15 protein-coding genes are annotated in these 15717 nt (G+C 54.9%); 6 read left to right on the forward strand and 9 right to left on the reverse strand.

Features of this window, described 5'->3' with window-relative positions; all coding sequences use genetic code 11:
• Positions 1 to 113 precede the first annotated feature (113 nt).
• The 4 genes from AC2TDJ_RS02825 to AC2TDJ_RS02840 all read left to right on the forward strand — a co-directional run bounded on the left by AC2TDJ_RS02825 (position 114) and on the right by AC2TDJ_RS02840 (position 5044).
• Positions 114 to 821 (forward strand): hypothetical protein, encoded by a 708-nt coding sequence (locus AC2TDJ_RS02825; protein ID WP_480839027.1) that lies wholly within the window; start codon positions 114 to 116, stop codon positions 819 to 821.
• Complete coding sequence (locus AC2TDJ_RS02830) at positions 818 to 2680, forward strand: Mu transposase C-terminal domain-containing protein (RefSeq protein WP_480839029.1); 1863 nt, start codon at positions 818 to 820, stop codon at positions 2678 to 2680. The genes AC2TDJ_RS02825 and AC2TDJ_RS02830 overlap by 4 nt, the downstream gene beginning before the upstream one ends.
• Positions 2681 to 2775: 95 nt before the next feature.
• Positions 2776 to 3639 carry a TniB family NTP-binding protein gene (locus AC2TDJ_RS02835; protein ID WP_480839031.1) on the forward strand — a complete coding sequence of 288 codons (864 nt, stop codon included), beginning with the start codon at positions 2776 to 2778 and terminating at the stop codon, positions 3637 to 3639.
• Positions 3640 to 3692: 53 nt separating this feature from the next.
• Positions 3693 to 5044, forward strand: a protein-coding gene (locus tag AC2TDJ_RS02840; RefSeq protein ID WP_480839033.1) for an IS3 family transposase whose coding sequence is annotated in 2 segments (ribosomal slippage) — positions 3693 to 4029 and positions 4029 to 5044 — 1353 coding nt in all. Because the reading frame shifts where the segments join, the coding sequence is not laid out codon by codon here.
• Between the two features lie 79 nt (positions 5045 to 5123).
• On the opposite strand, the gene AC2TDJ_RS02845 is transcribed toward AC2TDJ_RS02840, so the two are convergent.
• From AC2TDJ_RS02845 to AC2TDJ_RS02885, 9 genes are all read right to left on the reverse strand, one after another.
• On the reverse strand, positions 5124 to 5495 hold the full coding sequence (locus tag AC2TDJ_RS02845) for a hypothetical protein (protein WP_480839035.1): 372 nt from the start codon (positions 5493 to 5495) through the stop codon (positions 5124 to 5126).
• A 9-nt stretch (positions 5496 to 5504) separates the two neighbouring features.
• On the reverse strand, positions 5505 to 5948 hold the full coding sequence (locus AC2TDJ_RS02850; RefSeq protein WP_480839036.1) for a hypothetical protein: 444 nt from the start codon (positions 5946 to 5948) through the stop codon (positions 5505 to 5507).
• A 654-nt stretch (positions 5949 to 6602) separates the two neighbouring features.
• Positions 6603 to 7547 carry a hypothetical protein gene (locus AC2TDJ_RS02855; protein ID WP_480839038.1) on the reverse strand — a complete coding sequence of 315 codons (945 nt, stop codon included), beginning with the start codon at positions 7545 to 7547 and terminating at the stop codon, positions 6603 to 6605.
• 344 nt (positions 7548 to 7891) lie between these two features.
• Positions 7892 to 8887, reverse strand: a complete 996-nt coding sequence (locus AC2TDJ_RS02860) for an ABC transporter ATP-binding protein (protein ID WP_480839040.1) — start codon at positions 8885 to 8887, stop codon at positions 7892 to 7894.
• Positions 8884 to 9915 carry a Gfo/Idh/MocA family protein gene (locus AC2TDJ_RS02865; protein ID WP_480839042.1) on the reverse strand — a complete coding sequence of 344 codons (1032 nt, stop codon included), beginning with the start codon at positions 9913 to 9915 and terminating at the stop codon, positions 8884 to 8886. Before AC2TDJ_RS02865 ends, AC2TDJ_RS02860 begins: the two co-directional genes overlap by 4 nt.
• Positions 9912 to 10751 carry a carbohydrate ABC transporter permease gene (locus AC2TDJ_RS02870; RefSeq protein ID WP_480839044.1) on the reverse strand — a complete coding sequence of 280 codons (840 nt, stop codon included), beginning with the start codon at positions 10749 to 10751 and terminating at the stop codon, positions 9912 to 9914. The genes AC2TDJ_RS02865 and AC2TDJ_RS02870 overlap by 4 nt, the downstream gene beginning before the upstream one ends.
• A gap of 10 nt (positions 10752 to 10761) precedes the next feature.
• On the reverse strand, positions 10762 to 11676 hold the full coding sequence (locus AC2TDJ_RS02875; RefSeq protein WP_480839046.1) for a carbohydrate ABC transporter permease: 915 nt from the start codon (positions 11674 to 11676) through the stop codon (positions 10762 to 10764).
• A gap of 68 nt (positions 11677 to 11744) precedes the next feature.
• Entirely contained in the window at positions 11745 to 12998 is a 1254-nt protein-coding gene (locus tag AC2TDJ_RS02880) for an ABC transporter substrate-binding protein (RefSeq protein WP_480839048.1), read from the reverse strand.
• Positions 12995 to 13918 (reverse strand): N-acetylmuramic acid 6-phosphate etherase, encoded by a 924-nt coding sequence (locus tag AC2TDJ_RS02885; protein ID WP_480839050.1) that lies wholly within the window; start codon positions 13916 to 13918, stop codon positions 12995 to 12997. Before AC2TDJ_RS02885 ends, AC2TDJ_RS02880 begins: the two co-directional genes overlap by 4 nt.
• Positions 13919 to 14079: 161 nt before the next feature.
• On the opposite strand from AC2TDJ_RS02885, the gene AC2TDJ_RS02890 reads away from it, so the two are divergent.
• The gene (locus AC2TDJ_RS02890) at positions 14080 to 14967 is read left to right on the forward strand and encodes a glucosamine kinase nucleotide-binding domain-containing protein (protein ID WP_480839052.1); all 888 of its coding nucleotides are present in this window, start codon (positions 14080 to 14082) and stop codon (positions 14965 to 14967) included.
• A complete protein-coding gene (locus AC2TDJ_RS02895) occupies positions 14954 to 15709 on the forward strand; it encodes a GntR family transcriptional regulator (RefSeq protein ID WP_480839054.1) in 756 nt (251 codons plus the stop codon). The genes AC2TDJ_RS02890 and AC2TDJ_RS02895 overlap by 14 nt, the downstream gene beginning before the upstream one ends.
• The last annotated feature ends 8 nt before the right edge of the window (positions 15710 to 15717 follow it).

Raw genomic sequence — 15717 nt, forward strand, 5'->3', positions numbered from 1 at the left:
ATTGAAGGCGAAACGGAAAATTCTGGCCCAGAATTTTCCGTTTCGCTCTCGTTAACTCACTGTAAAATATTCTTTTCTTGATCTCCCAGCATTGCTTGTGCATTTGGCGTGGCATGAAGATCGATCCTGACGCACTCACTCCCGCTCGCCGGATTCACAAACGCGGCAAGAACCAAAAGGCGAACTTCCTGTCTGGACACAAGCTGGATGGCATTGTTCAGACAGAAAGCCGGTTTGAATCAGCAGCGACGTATTTGGCCATGATTGATCCGCGCGTGCAGAAGATCCGCCCGCAACCACTGACCTTCGATCTGGACACCGGGAGAATCTACGCGACGAAAGAGGATCTGACGCTCGAATATGCAGGCTCCGGCACTACGCCACGCCCGTATACTCCGGATCTCAAGTTGACCCTCAACTGTGGCGGTCACGTGTTCGTCGAGGCGAAAAGCACATTTTTCATTGCAGACAATCCTGACTACCGCAAATTGCCTGCTCAACTGGCCGAACTTGGTCACCAGTTGCTTTTGATAACTGAACAGATCCTCACAGAAACGCTCTCACTAAACGCCAAACACATGAGACCGTATGCCGGGGAAAAATTGGCAAAAGCACCTGCCTCTGCGATTGCCAACCTTGGTGAGGGTCCATTTACTTTCGCCGACGCAATGCGTGCCACTGGTCTCAGCCAAAGCGACATCATCCGATCTATCCTGACCGGAATCCTTGCTTTCGACATCCAGAACCAAGACCTCGGCCCCAAAACAACCCTGAAGGCTGCAGGTGGAAGCACTGCGCATCTGGAGATTCTTGCGCTATGACAGAGATGATCGAAAAGTATGACGGGCGCCAGATTGGTATCGATGGCGTTCAGCATGAAGTCATCGGTCGAGTTGTCGGGCGGCCTGCAGTGCAGCTCAAATCGCCTGAGGGCGTGGTTCACGAGATATCCGACATAGATTTCCGGCTCCAAATATCGCGTGGCAATGTTGCGCCTGATGAACAGGCATCAGCTTCTGGTCGATACATAAGTATCGAAGAGCGATTGAACGCTCAGTTTCGATCTGAAGTCATCAAAATGGCCGAGAGATTGAGGCAAGATGGCTTCAATTGGGAAGAACGGATCATATTGATGCGTAAGCACTTTCTTGCGGATTTGCGTTTCGCAAAGCATGCAGAAAGGTTTCCTGGCGTCCGGGCAATTCAGAAATGGATAAAGGCACATCGTGAGCAAGGTGACGTTGGCCTCGAAGATGGCCGTTACCGATCCGGGAATAGAACTACTCGCAACGATGCGCTTTTTGAAGAAATTGTCCTCGATATTCTGGAAGAGCAGTATCTGAAAACGGACCGCAAAACAGCGAAGGCAGTCTGGAGAGATGCCCGGGCTGTTTATCTTGAGCGCTGTGCCAATTATGACATCGAACCTCAACCGCATGGCCAAAAGGTTGTTGATCGGATCATCCGCAGCCTGCCGCACGCCGATGTTGTAAAAACACGCGTCGGCGGTCACGAGGCTAAAATGCGGCTCTTGCAAGCGGGTCACTTTGCGCGAGTAGAAAGGCCATTCGAACGCGTGGAGATGGACAGCACTCAAGTCGACCTGTTTGTCGTTGTCGATGACAAAGGAACAGTGAGCCGACCATGGGTGTGTGCGGCCATTGATTGCGCGACAGGAATGTGCGTCGGCATGCAACTCAGCCTGAAAGAACCGGCGTCCGTTCTGACTGTCCAGACTCTGAAGGAAATGATGCTGCCCAAGTCAGACAGGTTCTTTGACGAGTTCGAAATCGAAAACAGGTTTCCATATTACGGGCGCCCAATGAATGTCGTGACGGACCAGGGCAGCGAAAACTCAGGGGATGTTATCGAAAGTGCCGTCAAAGCTGCTCTTTTCGAGTTGAATCCGAACCTACCTGGAACCCCACAAGGCAAGCCTTTCATCGAGCGGTTCTTCAGGACGTTGAATATGTTCCTAACCACTCTGTCAGGAGCAACCGTCACTGCCGAAATGAAGGGTAAAGACCGGATAAAAAAGGCGATGAAAGAGGCGCGGCTCACATTTCAGGAGTTTGAGACCGTCATGCAGAGATGGCGGCACGACGTCTTCGCGACGACCCCGCAGCGCCGAATTGAGTCCGCACTGAGGACCACAGAAAGCCCCCTGAAATGTGCTCAAAGGTTGAGCGAGGATTTCTTTATCCCCGAGCCACCCACACCCGATCAAATGAATCAGATGTTTTTCGGTGGCCGTGCCACTCGCAAACTGCATCGATATGGAATTGAGTTTGAGCGCATCCAATATTCGTCGAGCGCACTTCGGAAGCTGTTCGACGAAATCGGTGGTGGCCATGACCTTTCCATCCGTTATGACCCAACAGATGTCCGCGCCATTGGGGTCATTCACCCAAGTGATAAAACGATGATCATGGTTTCCGCCAAAGATGCCTTCATGCCAGCCATCTCGGTATCTGAGTTGAAGCGGATCCGAAAAACTTTAGCGCCGGATCCCGAAGAATTCCTGTCGGGGCAGAGGGTTCTGGCGGCGATAGCCAAAAAATTTCACCATGGGGACAAACCATTGGGCACAAAACGCAAGCAGCGTGTGAAAATGAACGCTCAGCGTAGGCGGGACGCAGAGATCATCGAGAACTCGAAAACGCCCCATACAGCCACGTAAGAAATTGAACAGGCTATTGGTGACATTTCGAATGACACTCGAACCATGCTTGCCCGACCCATGTCACTGCCGCAAATTGAACGGAGATCGAAGCCGTGACCAGCAAGTTTGACCCGAGCCTGCTGGATATCCGCATCCGGCATCGCGCATATCAGGACAGCTTCGATGAGATGCGCAGTGCCGTCGAATTGGCCCGGCATCAAACAGGTGCAATCATTCCACTGCTTGGACCAACCCGATGCGGCAAGACTGATCTTCTCCATGATCTCCAGGATGCTCTGAAGCGCACCACCCAAGGTCCGGGAAAGACGGTCCCATCCCCGAACTTCGGACTTGAGGCCATTCCTGCGAAACCTAATGATCTGGATTTGTATCGCACCATGCTGCGGTCATTCGGCTACTCCTATGGGCCACGTGAGCGTATCGGCGATCTTCGAACGCGATTGATTCAGAACGTGCACGACGAGGGTCTTGAGATCATCGCTTTGGATGAATGCAATCATTGTGCGGAAACAGGTGCCAACCTCTCGGCGCGCGCGACGGGCGACCATTTCAAACGACTGATAGACGACGCCGGGATTACTTTGATCCTGGCGGGACTGCCGAAGTTTCAGAAGATCATCGATGAAAACGAGCAGTTCCGCGAGCGATCACTGAAGACGGTCCACATCCTACCATATTCCTGGGGCAACGAAGATGATCAAGTGGCCTATTCGGAGGCTGTCTTCGGCATCTTCAGCCTATTGGAGCAGCACGGCGTAAAGATCGATTTCGATGAAGGGGAAATGGCGGTTCGGCTCTACGGGTTGTCCGGCGGTCGCGTTGGGCAAGTGCTCCGTATCTTGAAGGGCGCTTCGGCTATCATGAAAGACAACGTGATGACGTTTCAGGACGTTGTTCGAGCCGCGAGACAACTGGTTCAGGATCTGTCTGACGTCAGCACCAATGGGGCAGTTTGAGTCGATTTGATAAGAGAGGGTTTCTGGCACATCGTAACCACCAAGGAGTGGAGATGAGACAGAAACCCGGAACCCGTAAGAGCCACGGCGAGAAGGTCGTCAAAGACATCCGTCGAGCCACCCGCAAGCAGTATTCAGCGGAAGAGAAGATCAGGATCGTGCTGGATGGCCTGAAGGGCGAAGAGAGCATTGCCGAGTTGTGCCGACGTGAGGGCATTGCACAGAGCCTCTACTACAGTTGGTCCAAAGAGTTCCTTGAAGCTGGGAAGAAACGCCTTGCTGGCGATACGGCTCGTGCGGCGACCTCGACGGAGGTCAAGGATCTGCGCCGTGAGGCTCGCGACCTGAAAGAGGTTGTTGCCGAGCAGGCCCTTGAGTTGCGGCTTCTCAAAAAAAGCATGATCGGGGATGGGGGCGAAGACGAATGAGGTATCCCGCATCTGAGAAGCTGGAGATCATTCGCCTCGTCGAAGGGTCGCATCTTCCGACCAGGCGTACGCTGGACAAACTCGGCATCCCCAGAACCACTTTCTATCGCTGGTATGACCGATATCTGGCTGGCGGCCCCGAGGCGCTTGAGGATCGCAGCCCCAAGCCATCACGGGTCTGGAACCGCATTCCGCAGCTGATGCGTGAGAAGATCAAGGACCTGGCTCTGAAGGAAAGCGATCTGTCGCCGCGTGAGTTGGCCGTGCAGTTCACCGACACAGAAAAGTACTTTGTCTCAGAGGCTTCGGTTTATCGCATCCTGAAATCCTACGACCTGATCACCAGCCCGGCCTATGTGGTTCTGTCGGCGGCCGACGAGTTCCACGATAAAACCACTCGGCCGAACCAACTCTGGCAGACCGACTTCACTTACCTGAAGGTCATCGGCTGGGGCTGGTTCTACCTGTCGACCATCCTCGATGATTACAGCCGCTACATCATCGCTTGGAAGCTCTGCACGACGATGAAGTCGGGCGATGTGACCGACACGCTGGACCTGGCGCTGCAAGCCTCAGGTTGTGATCAGGCGACGGTTCTGCACAAGCCACGGCTGCTCAGCGACAACGGGTCCAGTTACATCTCCAGCGAGTTGGCCGATTGGCTGGAGGACCGGCAGATGGATCATATTCGAGGTGCTCCGTATCACCCGCAAACTCAGGGGAAGATCGAGCGATGGCACCAGACCTTGAAGAACCGCATCCTGCTGGAAAACTACTATCTGCCCGGCAATCTCAGGCAACAGATCGATGCCTTTGTCGATCATTACAACCATCGACGCTATCACGAGAGCCTACAAAACCTCACCCCGGCCGATGTCTACTTCGGACGCGAACAGACCATCCTGCAACAACGAGAAAGGATCAAACTAAAGACCATCGAAACGCGACGCTTGCTTCACCGCAAATCCGCCGCATAATCACATGAACCAGATGTGCCAGACCCTCTCTTAGCTCACGCCGCTATCTGTCCCAAAATCCCTGACGACGGACAACCTATTAGTTGCACGAAACACAGCAACAAAGCGGTTCAGTCGCTTCCGATTTTAGTTCTGTCAAAGCGTGAATGAACATAGTTATTGCTAAGCCCACTGTGGCGACTCCCAGCAAAAATGAATGCCAAGATCCAAGGAGCCTTATTGATTTGTCCATTTTATTATTGTCGCTGTTTAGGTGGAGCGCTTTGGTAGCAGCAGCAAACAATGCAATTGCAAGAACCAACGAGACTGCAAACAGTGACAAGAGGGACAAAAGGACAAAGACAGGGAATCCTTCCTTGAATTTCGAAAGCTGTTCAAACGTGTAGATCAGGCCACCGGTCGCAAGTGCCAAGGTGTATTTATTGAAGTCTATTATGCCTTTGTAGTCCATTTCGTGTTCTCAGGGGCAGTAAGGACAGATGCTCACCAGAAGTGCCTTGTTCACTTGTCGCAAGGTGTCTTCGGGTGCCAATCGAGCGGCTGTTCCGACAGATATCATCGCGCTGAGCACATCGCTTTTTGTTATCGCGCTTTGACTGCTGCCTTCCATTATCCTCGATATGTAAGCTTCTGCTAACCCACGATAAAATTCACGACGTAGGAAGTCTTCTTCGGTGTAACTTATAGGCTGGAGTTCTCTAAAATCGATTTTCAACAAGGGTGACATTGCGTTTTCTGCAACGGAAAACTGAGAGTACCGTTTGTCCTCAAAGATTTTCCTCGCGGTCGAACGAAATGCTGAGTGGTACCTTGTTAACGGACGCACAGCATCCTCGTTTTTGGCGATTATCTCGGAAATCTCATGAGCTAACCGGTCTTGATCTATATGTGGATAAATCTGCATGTCGACGACCTATGAATAAAATTTATCCTTTCACAATAGATCGCCGGGCTTGTCGAGCCAAATGGATTGTTATCCCAACTTCAAAAGAGTGCCCAAAACGGACACTCCATTACGCAAACTCTCACCTCTTTCAAAAAGCTATTATGCGCAAGATATACTCAGCGGCCAATTTCGAAAACTCCTCTGTCGACTCGGCGTTCCCTCAAACCCACCAAGAGTCCCCACCTATCACCAAACCCCTATCACCCCTCAGCGAGTCTCTCAGGGCTTCTCTGAGCGCATTGCCAAACGACGCCTTGTCCATTCTTGGCCCTGAGCTTTTTGATCAAGCCAACAGGGAACTGAACCGACGCCCACAGAGCCGAGAAGGCAACAACCGCTCTGGAATGCTTTTCAACGCCATTGATGGGTACATGCGGTTCTTCTACTGCGACGAGAAGAGTAGGGCGCGGCACATGTATCAGAATGTTGTCGGTCTTTGTTACCCTTGCTCGAAGTCGGACGCGGAGAAGCGTCGATTGATGCAAGCGTTTGAGGATGGATGGGAGAGCGGGGAGCTTAGGTTTTTGGCGAGTGTGCTAGGGGTGGAGATGGAGTTGTACCGGAATGCCTTGTTCGAACCGATTTAACTGAATCGCTAATCGGCTGATGCCATTACCGCGCGGCGCAAAGGTTCAAATTGTGACGTCCCTCAATTGTAAATCTAATGCCGTTCTCGAAGAGTGAACGCTCCAATACAAATTCCTGACCAACTGGATGGGGGGATGCGCTAAATAAGACTTGAAGAAAAAGATCCGCTTCATCCACCAGCGATAGCCACTTGGGTTCATTTGCTAATAGAGCTTTCACCTTAAGGGATTTGCTAGGGCTGAGTTGAATTTGACCGTTTTTGTTCAAAACACTTAGCAAGCCGGATGCAACCCGGGTATTTGTTCCGGGCACATAGGGAGCACAACCGTATAGCTCTGCGCGGTTGCTAACTTTGAAAGTTTCGTCAGTGTTGTTAATGAATTCGATTTCAAACTCGCCAATCGGTTTCGGTTCGGATATTTTTCCCCAAATTTCAGACCTTAAACTCCACGCAACCGTGGCAGTCGCTATGAGGGCAGCAAAAAAGAGAACCGCTGGGGATTTTCGCCAGTTAGCCTTGATCCAGTTGAGTTGTTTGACAATTTTTGGGGCTTCGGCGTCGTCGGTTTCAATCTCTTGTCGACTGGTCTTGCCTAGCAACTCATAGTGTCGTGCTGCCGCTTCCCCAAAGTTTTTTTGTGTGGTGTTAACAGCAGTACTGATCTGGAATTTCATTCTCTCAAGTTCAGCGTCTGTCATGTCTTCGTTAGCAGAGTACGCCTTGAGTAGTTCCACCAACCGATTTGAATCCGCTTGGAGTGTGCCCACTGCTTGTCGAAGATTTTGCCTCTGTTCTTCATTTAGACATTGGTCGTTTGCCGAGATTACCGAACAAGCTTCGACCATAGGTGCCCAGCCCTCTTTTGGTTCAAAATGTCCCCCTTGAAGAAACGCTTCTGCATAGCCTTCTCGTAAAAAGGAGCGGATGGAAATTATTGCCTGGTCAATGTTTTCCAGTGGTTGCGACACTTAATTATCCTCCGCTAAAGGAAGCTCGTAAGAGCTTAACTCAAAACTTCTGGCTACCACCAACTATACTGTTCGACTCAGCGTCCTCAAACTGAGTCAATCTGACTCACCCTTACATGTACGGGTTGACCACCCGGATTCTGTTACAGTAACAGTCGTACTCGCAGTACCTAACTGTGCGAAGAACCCAAGAAGGTCACGCGGTCAAAGACACCAAGTTTTCAGTGCGTTAGACGGAATGTTTACACGCGGTTTACTTGAGGTCGCTGTGGGGTAACACCCGTGGAAGTTCGAGTCTTCTCGACCGCACCAAAATCCTGATAGTGTTGCGACCCTTTCTGCGTCTAGCTTAGGCGCGCGCCCTGCGGATCAAAACGATAGGTGCGGTCTGGGGCATAGCCAAATCGAATGGGTTGGCCTGCGTTTACCTGATGCTGCCCGAAAAGGCGGGCCGTAATCTGGTGATCCTGAACCATTGCAATGACGTTGGTGTCTCCGCCCAGATGTTCTACGTGGGTGACGTTGGCCGAAATGGGACCGTCATCTTCCAGATACAAATCTTCGGGACGGATGCCCGTCGTGATTTCAGCACTTTCACCAATCAAGCTGGCGGGGAAGAAGTTCATTGAGGGTGCACCGAGGAAACCGGCGACAAACTGATTGGCCGGATTGTTATAAAGCTCCATCGGGCTGCCAACCTGTTCGACGCGACCGTCGCGTAGTACGACAATCTTGTCAGCCAAGGTCATCGCTTCGGTCTGGTCATGCGTCACGTAGATCATGGACGCATCGAGTTGCTGGTGCAGGTTAGCGATCTCTAGCCTTGTGTTCATGCGCAAGGCAGCGTCGAGATTGGACAGCGGCTCGTCAAAAAGAAACAATTTGGGTTCGCGCACAATGGCGCGGCCGATGGCGACGCGCTGACGCTGACCACCGGACAGCTCGGATGGATAGCGCTCGATATACGGCTCAAGATTCAGCATCTTGCTGGCCTTGGAGACGCGTTCATCGATCACCTGTTTGCTCTGACCTTCCTGCTTGAGCGCCAGCGACATGTTCTTTCGCACGTTCAAGTGGGGGTAGAGCGCATAGCTTTGAAAGACCATCGCGATTCCGCGCTTTGAAGGCGGGGTGAGGTTCATCAGCTCGCCACCGATGCGGACCTCGCCGGATGTGACATCTTCCAGCCCGGCGATGACCCGAAGCAGGGTGGACTTTCCGCATCCCGAGGGGCCGACGAAGACGACGAATTCGCCTTCATCCACTTCAATGTTGATGTCCTTCAGGACCTTCACGTTGCCGAAGGACTTGTTTACGTTTTGCAGCGTCAGGGCGGTCATTGCTTTGCCTCTTTCAGCGAAATGGGTTGGCCCGTGCGGATGCTTTCATCCGCGGCCAGACAGATGGCAAGGGATTGGACGGCGTCGTTCATGTGGCGGGTCAGGTCGATATCCTCAGCGATGGCGCGCAGCATGTAGGCCTGCTCGGCGTCGCAAAGCGCCTGGTGGCCGGGTTCGTCGGGCATGTCGATCAACTGATCGCCGTCGGGACGATGGACCAGAAGGCCGCCGACCTTGGTGTGGCCGTCAATATCCGCCGACGCGCCCTTGTTGGCGTCTGTGATCGAGACCGATCCGTTGGGCGACACGATATCTTTCACGAAGAATGCGGTTTCCGACATCATTGGCCCCCAGCCTGCTTCGTACCAGCCGACCGAGCCGTCCTCGAACACCACCTGAAACTGGCCATAGTTATACATGTCCGGGGCAATCTCGTCGCTCAGTCGCAGGCCCATACCATGCACGCGCACAGGGTCGGAGTCGGTGATCTGGCACATCACGTCGACATAATGCACGCCGCAATCGACGATGGGTGAGGTGGTCTGCATCAGTGCCTTATGTGTCTCCCACTCAGGCCCGCCGCTTTGTTGGTTGAGGTTCAGGCGGAAGACATAAGGCCCACCAAGGCCGCGCGCTTCGGCGATTAGGCGCATCCAGGAGGGATGATGGCGCAGGATGTAACCGACAACCAGTTTTCGGTTTGTCTCAATGGCTTTCGTCACGACGCGCCGGGCATCAGCTGCGGTGGTTGCCAGTGGCTTTTCCACGAAGACATGCGCGCCAGCGTCCATCGCAGCGCAGGCATAATCAGCATGGCTGTCGGAGTAGGTCGCAACAACCACCAGATCGGGTTTGGTTTGAAGGCCTTCCTCGAATGTCTTGAAAAATGGATACGCCTGCAGCTCGGGCGGCAAGTCGACAGCAGACCGATTGACCAGCCCGACGACCTCGGCTTTCGGGTTGTTGTGAAGAGCCAGCGCGTGGCTGAGGCCCATATTGCCGAGGCCTGCAATGATGACACGTGTCATTTGACAGCTCCTGATGTGATGCCGCGGATCAGCTGGCGCGAGAAGATGACATAGAGAACCAGTACCGGCAGGATCGCCATGCTGAGGGCCGACAGAACCGCGTTCCAGTCGGTGACGAACTGGCCGATGAAGACTTGGCTGCCCAGCGTCAGGGTTTTGGTTTCTTCCGATGGCGCCAGGATCAGCGGGAACCAGAGGTCATTCCAGATCGGGATCATGTTGAATACGGCGACAGTGGCCATGGCAGGGCGGACCAGCGGCAGGACCAGCCGGAAGAAGATCGTGTATTCCGAAAGACCATCCACGCGCCCGGCGTTTTTCAGATCATCGGACACCTGCCGCATGAACTCGGACAGGATGAACACCGCCAGTGGCAATCCCTGCGCCGTGTAGACGAGGATCAGTGCCCAGAGTGTGTTCACCAGCCCGGTGGCGACCATCATCTCCAATATGGCGACGGTGCCGATGCGGATCGGAATCATGATGCCAAGGGCCAGATAAAGGCCCATCAGCATGTTGCCCTTGAACCGGTATTCGCTGAGCGCGAAGGCGGCCATCGCCCCGAACAACAGGATGAAGGCCAGCGATGCCACGGTGACGATCAGCGAATTCTGGAAGTAGAGGAAGAAATCCCCCTGTTTCATAACAGTCTGGTAGCCGATCAGAGAAAAGCTTTCGGCGTCGGGCAGGGCGAGAGGCTCGCGAAAAATGGCGCGACGGGACTTGAAGCTGTTGATGATGATCACAAAGACCGGAAACAGGGCAATCAGCGTGTAGAGGATCAGTGCGCCATGCATCGGGGCGGTATTTAGTGGGTTTGAGCGTGCTTTGTTCATGTCCAAACCCTTACAGCTGATACCGGCGCATCCGGGTCTGGATGCCGAACAAATAGATACACACACCAACAAGGATGATTGCGAACATGGCGCCCGCGATGGCCGATCCCATATGCGGATCACCCAGCTGCAACTGGAAGCCAAAGAAGGTGCGGTACATGAAGGTGCCCAGAATATCGGTTGAGAAATCAGGCCCCGCCAACGCACCCTGAGACACATAGATCAGGTCGAACGCGTTGAAATTTCCAACGAATGTCAGGATTGAAATGATGCCGATCGAAGGCAGGATCAGCGGCAGTTTGATCTTCCAGAAGGCCGAAGCGCCGGTGATGCCATCAATCTCCCCGGCCTCCAGAATCTCTTCGGGGATCGAAAGAAGGGCGGCATAGATCAGCATCATCGGGATGCCGACGAATTGCCAGACCGAGACCAGCGCGAGGGTTGTCAGCGCGTATTCTTCCTTGCCCAGCCAAGGGGCGAAGAGGGACTTCAAGCCAATGGCATCCAGCATCGACGGCGCAATACCCCAGAGTGGCGAAAGGATCAGCTTCCAGGCGAAGCCCACGATCACAAAGCTGAGAATTGTCGGGATGAAGATCGCCGATCGATAGAGCGCGGCAAAGCGCAGGCGGGGATGAGACAGGATCGCGGCCAGGGCGATGCCGATAGGGTTTTGCACCAGCATGTGAATGAGGAAGAACCAGAAATTATTGCCCAGTGCGTTCCAGAATTGCTCGGACCAGAGCGGGTCAAAAAACAGTGTGCGGAAATTCTGCAACCCGACATAGACGCGGGTCTGATCAACCTCGGTGAACAGCGCAAGACGCAGCGTGTTGAACAATGGGAAGATCATTACCGTCGTGTAGACCAGCACCGCAGGTGCAAGGAATACGGCAATGTGCCATCTGATGCGGCGGGTTTGCATGCGGGAACTCCGGAAAAGATGCCGGACGCGACGCAGCGGGCGCGTCCGGAAGTGTCAACCGTCAGGTTTTATTGATGCGGCGCATACCAGCTGGCCAGACCTTCCTGCAGCTTCTGACCTAACGCTTCTGGTGTATCGGCACCCTTGATCGCGGCGACGGATGCGCCCCAGGTCTCGTTTTCAAGGTTCGGTGTGCCACGCGACAGGATCTGGTAGGTCGAGCGGATCGTGCTTTCGCACTCATCTCGCCAGCCAACGATTTCTTTTGCTAGCGGATCTTCCAGTTCCACAGGTGCGCTGGACAGAGGAAAGAAGCCGGGCAGGGCGTTGCCAAAGATGTTGGCAAATTCCGGACTGGCGACCCAAGCCAGGAAGGTACGCGCGGCCTCCTGGTTTTTGCTGGCGGCATTCATACCGATGCCGATATCCGTGTGGTCCGAGATGTAGCAGGTGTCGCCGGCATTCTGTACCGGCGGTTTGAATGCGCCCATTTCGAAATCTGCCTGAGTGTTGAAACCCGCGATTTCCCAGCTGCCCGCTGGATAGATCGCAGCGCGACCCAGAGTAAACAGATTCTGGCTATCCGGATAGGTCTGTGCCTCGTATCCGTCACCCAGGTAAGGACCCCATTTGGCCAGTGTTGCATAGGGCGCAACCCACTGGGGGTCGGTCAGCTTTTGCTCGCCTTTGATCAGCGCCAATCGGCCTTCCTCACCCTTCCAGTAGTTCGGGCCGATGTTATTGTAGCCCATCGTGGCGGCTTCCCATTGGTCGTTGGTGCCCATCGCCATGGGGATATACGTGCCGTCTTCCCTGATCTTGTCCAGCGCGGCAAAAAACTCGTCCTCGGTCGTGGGGACCTCGATACCCAATTCGTTGAACGCGTCCTTGTTGTAAATGAACCCATGGATCACCGAGGCCATCGGAACGCAGAACGTGGCCGCGGCATCGTCGGTCTGCCATGCGGACTTGGCGACATCCGAGAAGTTGCTCATGGCTTCGAGGTCGGACAGGTCGGTCAGGTGACCCGCCTCAAACAGCGCCAGCGACGCGTCGAATGGGCGGCAGGTAATCAAGTCACCCGCTGATCCGGCATCAAGCTTGGAGTTCAGTACGGCGTTGTATTCCGCAGGTGCCGACGGGGCAAAGATCACCTTGATGCCTGGATGCTTTGCCTCGAACGCCGGAATGATCTTTTCCTGCCACAGGGCCAGATCGTCATTCCGCCAGCTTTCGATGGTCAGCGTAGCGTCTTGCGCGTAGGCGCCGCTGGCGACGAGCGCGGTGCCCAGAAAGGCCAGACTTAGAACTTTGCGTGTCATTTGGTTTCTCCCAGGTTGATAGTTTCGTTGTTGTCGTTCAATCGCGCCAACGCGGGGCGAAGGTGGTCGCTTGTCTCAAGCAGCATGGCCCGCGCAGCTTCCAATGACGCGGCGCCCGCGGCCAAAAGGGCGGCGCATTTCAGGTTGCCGTCTGCCTCGGTCAAAGCGGACTCCGCGCGTTCGGGCGTAACGCCAGTCAGGCGACACACAATCCCATTTGCGCGCGCGCGCAGTTTGTCGTTGTCCGCCTTCAGGTTGATCATCATGCCGTCCTGAATGTGGCCGAGTTCCACCGCCATGAGGGTCGAGAGCATGTTCAGCGCAATTTTTTGGGCAGTACCGGCCCCCATGCGGGTGGAACCCGAAACAAGCTCGGGCGGTGTGGGCAACAGGATCGCGTGGTCGGCCAGTTGCAGCAATGTTGATCCGGCATTGTTGGCAATTCCGATGACGGTTGAACCCAGGGTCCGGGCAATCTTGGCCGCGGCGACAGTGTAGGGCGTTGTCCCGCTGGCCGAGACGGCGATGATCGTGTCAACGGGGGAAATGCAGGCCAGTTCCGCCTCCAGCGTGTTTGTGGCATCCTCGGAATCGCCGGGCATTTCAGTGCCTGTGGGCAGTCCGCCCGCCATGTGGATGCGAATTTGTTCAGTCGGGATCGAGAACGTTCCCCCAAGTTCCAGCGCGTCCGACGCCGCCATCAAGCCCGAGGATCCAGCCGCCAGATAGCGCAACACGCCACCAGACCGGATTGTTTTGGCCATGGATTTTGCGCCCGAGCTGATTTGATCAGTCGCGCCTAGAGGTGCCTTGGCTGCCTCGGCCTGTGATTGCCCAAGCAGTGCGGCGACATCGGTCAGGGGTCGGGTGTCCAGTCCGATCGCGTCCTGATGCAGCTGCTCCGTCACTGGTGTGAGCACGTGATTCTCCCTCCCTAGGTTTCTGGCATCATACCTTTTAGATACCATTAGTCTACCATTTTGTTGAAATCGCAAATATCACGCCCATTTCGGCTGCTTTTTTGGGGTTTGGTTATATTTAGGTCTTCTAAATTTTCGAAAGGTATTATAAAGGTCCTTCCATGGCTAATTTCCTGGAAAACATTTGTCTGGCTGTCGATGGCGGTGGAACGCGGTGTCGTATCGCCCTGACTGACGGTGACGAGACGCAGCAGATTGAGGTCGGAGCGGCAAATGTTTCCACCGATTTCGATGCGGCATGCGCCGAGTTGATCCGCGGATTGGATATGCTGGCGGCGCGCGTTGGGATCAGGGTGGGCAAGCTTGCCGAAGCGCCTGCCTATCTGGGGCTGGCCGGGATAACCGGCGATGCATTGGCCAATCGGCTTGTCGCAGCGCTCCCTTTGAAACGAGTTCGTATCGCGGATGACAGGGCGTCGGCGTTGCGCGGGGCGTTGGGTCCGATGGACGGATTTGTCGCCCATTGCGGAACCGGTTCTTTCATAGCGGCGCAGCGCGCTGGCGAAATGCGCTTTGCCGGTGGGTGGGGTCCTGTTCTGGGAGATCAGGCGTCGGCCCAATGGGTCGGGCGGCTGGCATTGTCGAAGGCGCTGGAGCGGGTGGACGGGCTGACGGAACAGTCTGAAATGGTGGAGGACCTGCTGCGGCGGCTCGATGGGGCAGCAGAGGTTGTACGGGTGGCTGCAAGCATGTCGCCAACGGAATTTGGCGAAATGGCTCCGGTCGTGACCGAATTCGCCAAGAAGGGGGACTTGGTTGCCATATCAATCATGCGGGACGCGGCCGAGTATCTGTCTGATCGGATGATAAGAATGGGGTGGGTGCCCGGAATACCGGTTTGCCTGACGGGCGGGATTGGCCCTCATCACGCGCCATATTTGCCTGCAGACATGCAATTGGATCTGGCTGAACCAATTGGCGACCCAATGGCCGGGGCATTGGCGCTGGCACGTGAATTTCAAGAGGAGATCGAAAATGAGCGTTGCTGATTTTCTGCGTCCCGAAGGTTGGCTGGGCCGGACCGCTGGTCCCCGCTATGTGCAACTGCGTCAGCGGCTTGAGCAGGGGATCGAGGACGGTATCCTGCCCCCCAACAGTTCTTTGCCGCCCGAACGCGAAATCGCTGAGCTGACCGATCTGTCTCGTGTCACCGTGAGGAAAGCCATTCAGGAGCTGGTTCGCAAGGGTGCGATCGAACAGCGTCAGGGGTCGGGGTCATTCGTGCGCGAGCCCGTTGCGCGGGTCGAACAGTCCCTGTCACATCTGACGTCCTTTACCGAGGACATGGAGCGGCGCGGTCTCAAAACCACGTCTACCTGGCTGGAACGTGGGATTTTCCTACCCTCGCCGGAAGAGATGATGGCATTGGGTCTGTCGGCGGGTGAGCAGGTTGCCCGTATCCACCGGCTACGCGAAGCGGGCGGCCGCCCCATGGCGTTGGAGCGCGCGGCTTTGCCGCTCGACATTCTGCCCAACCCGACCGAGGTGTCAGGGTCACTCTATGCCGTGCTCGAAGAGTTGGGGCATCGTCCGGTTCGGGCAATTCAGAAGATATCAGCCATCAATCTTGGAGAAACCGAAGCCCAGCTTCTTGACTGCGCGGAAGGCACGGCGGGGTTGCGCATCCAGCGCACGTCATACCTCGAAAGCGGGCGGGTCGCGGAGCTGACCCGATCAATCTATCACGGCGAAGCCTACGATTTCGTGGCCGAGCTGCGCCTGTCAAACTGAAAGGTTCG

The sequence above is a fragment of the Ruegeria sp. HKCCD6647-2 genome (genome assembly GCF_057221075.1).

What these genes read in the sequence shown, in the direction of transcription:
- AC2TDJ_RS02825 (WP_480839027.1), top strand. Translation starts at nt 114, where the DNA reads ATGAAGATCGATCCTGACGCACTCACTCCCGCTCGCCGGATTCACAAA.
- AC2TDJ_RS02830 (WP_480839029.1), top strand. Translation starts at nt 818, where the DNA reads ATGACAGAGATGATCGAAAAGTATGACGGGCGCCAGATTGGTATCGAT.
- AC2TDJ_RS02845 (WP_480839035.1), bottom strand. Translation starts at nt 5,495, where the DNA reads ATGGACTACAAAGGCATAATAGACTTCAATAAATACACCTTGGCACTT.
- AC2TDJ_RS02850 (WP_480839036.1), bottom strand. Translation starts at nt 5,948, where the DNA reads ATGCAGATTTATCCACATATAGATCAAGACCGGTTAGCTCATGAGATT.
- AC2TDJ_RS02860 (WP_480839040.1), bottom strand. Translation starts at nt 8,887, where the DNA reads ATGACCGCCCTGACGCTGCAAAACGTAAACAAGTCCTTCGGCAACGTG.
- AC2TDJ_RS02865 (WP_480839042.1), bottom strand. Translation starts at nt 9,915, where the DNA reads ATGACACGTGTCATCATTGCAGGCCTCGGCAATATGGGCCTCAGCCAC.
- AC2TDJ_RS02870 (WP_480839044.1), bottom strand. Translation starts at nt 10,751, where the DNA reads ATGAACAAAGCACGCTCAAACCCACTAAATACCGCCCCGATGCATGGC.
- AC2TDJ_RS02875 (WP_480839046.1), bottom strand. Translation starts at nt 11,676, where the DNA reads ATGCAAACCCGCCGCATCAGATGGCACATTGCCGTATTCCTTGCACCT.
- AC2TDJ_RS02880 (WP_480839048.1), bottom strand. Translation starts at nt 12,998, where the DNA reads ATGACACGCAAAGTTCTAAGTCTGGCCTTTCTGGGCACCGCGCTCGTC.
- AC2TDJ_RS02890 (WP_480839052.1), top strand. Translation starts at nt 14,080, where the DNA reads ATGGCTAATTTCCTGGAAAACATTTGTCTGGCTGTCGATGGCGGTGGA.
- AC2TDJ_RS02895 (WP_480839054.1), top strand. Translation starts at nt 14,954, where the DNA reads ATGAGCGTTGCTGATTTTCTGCGTCCCGAAGGTTGGCTGGGCCGGACC.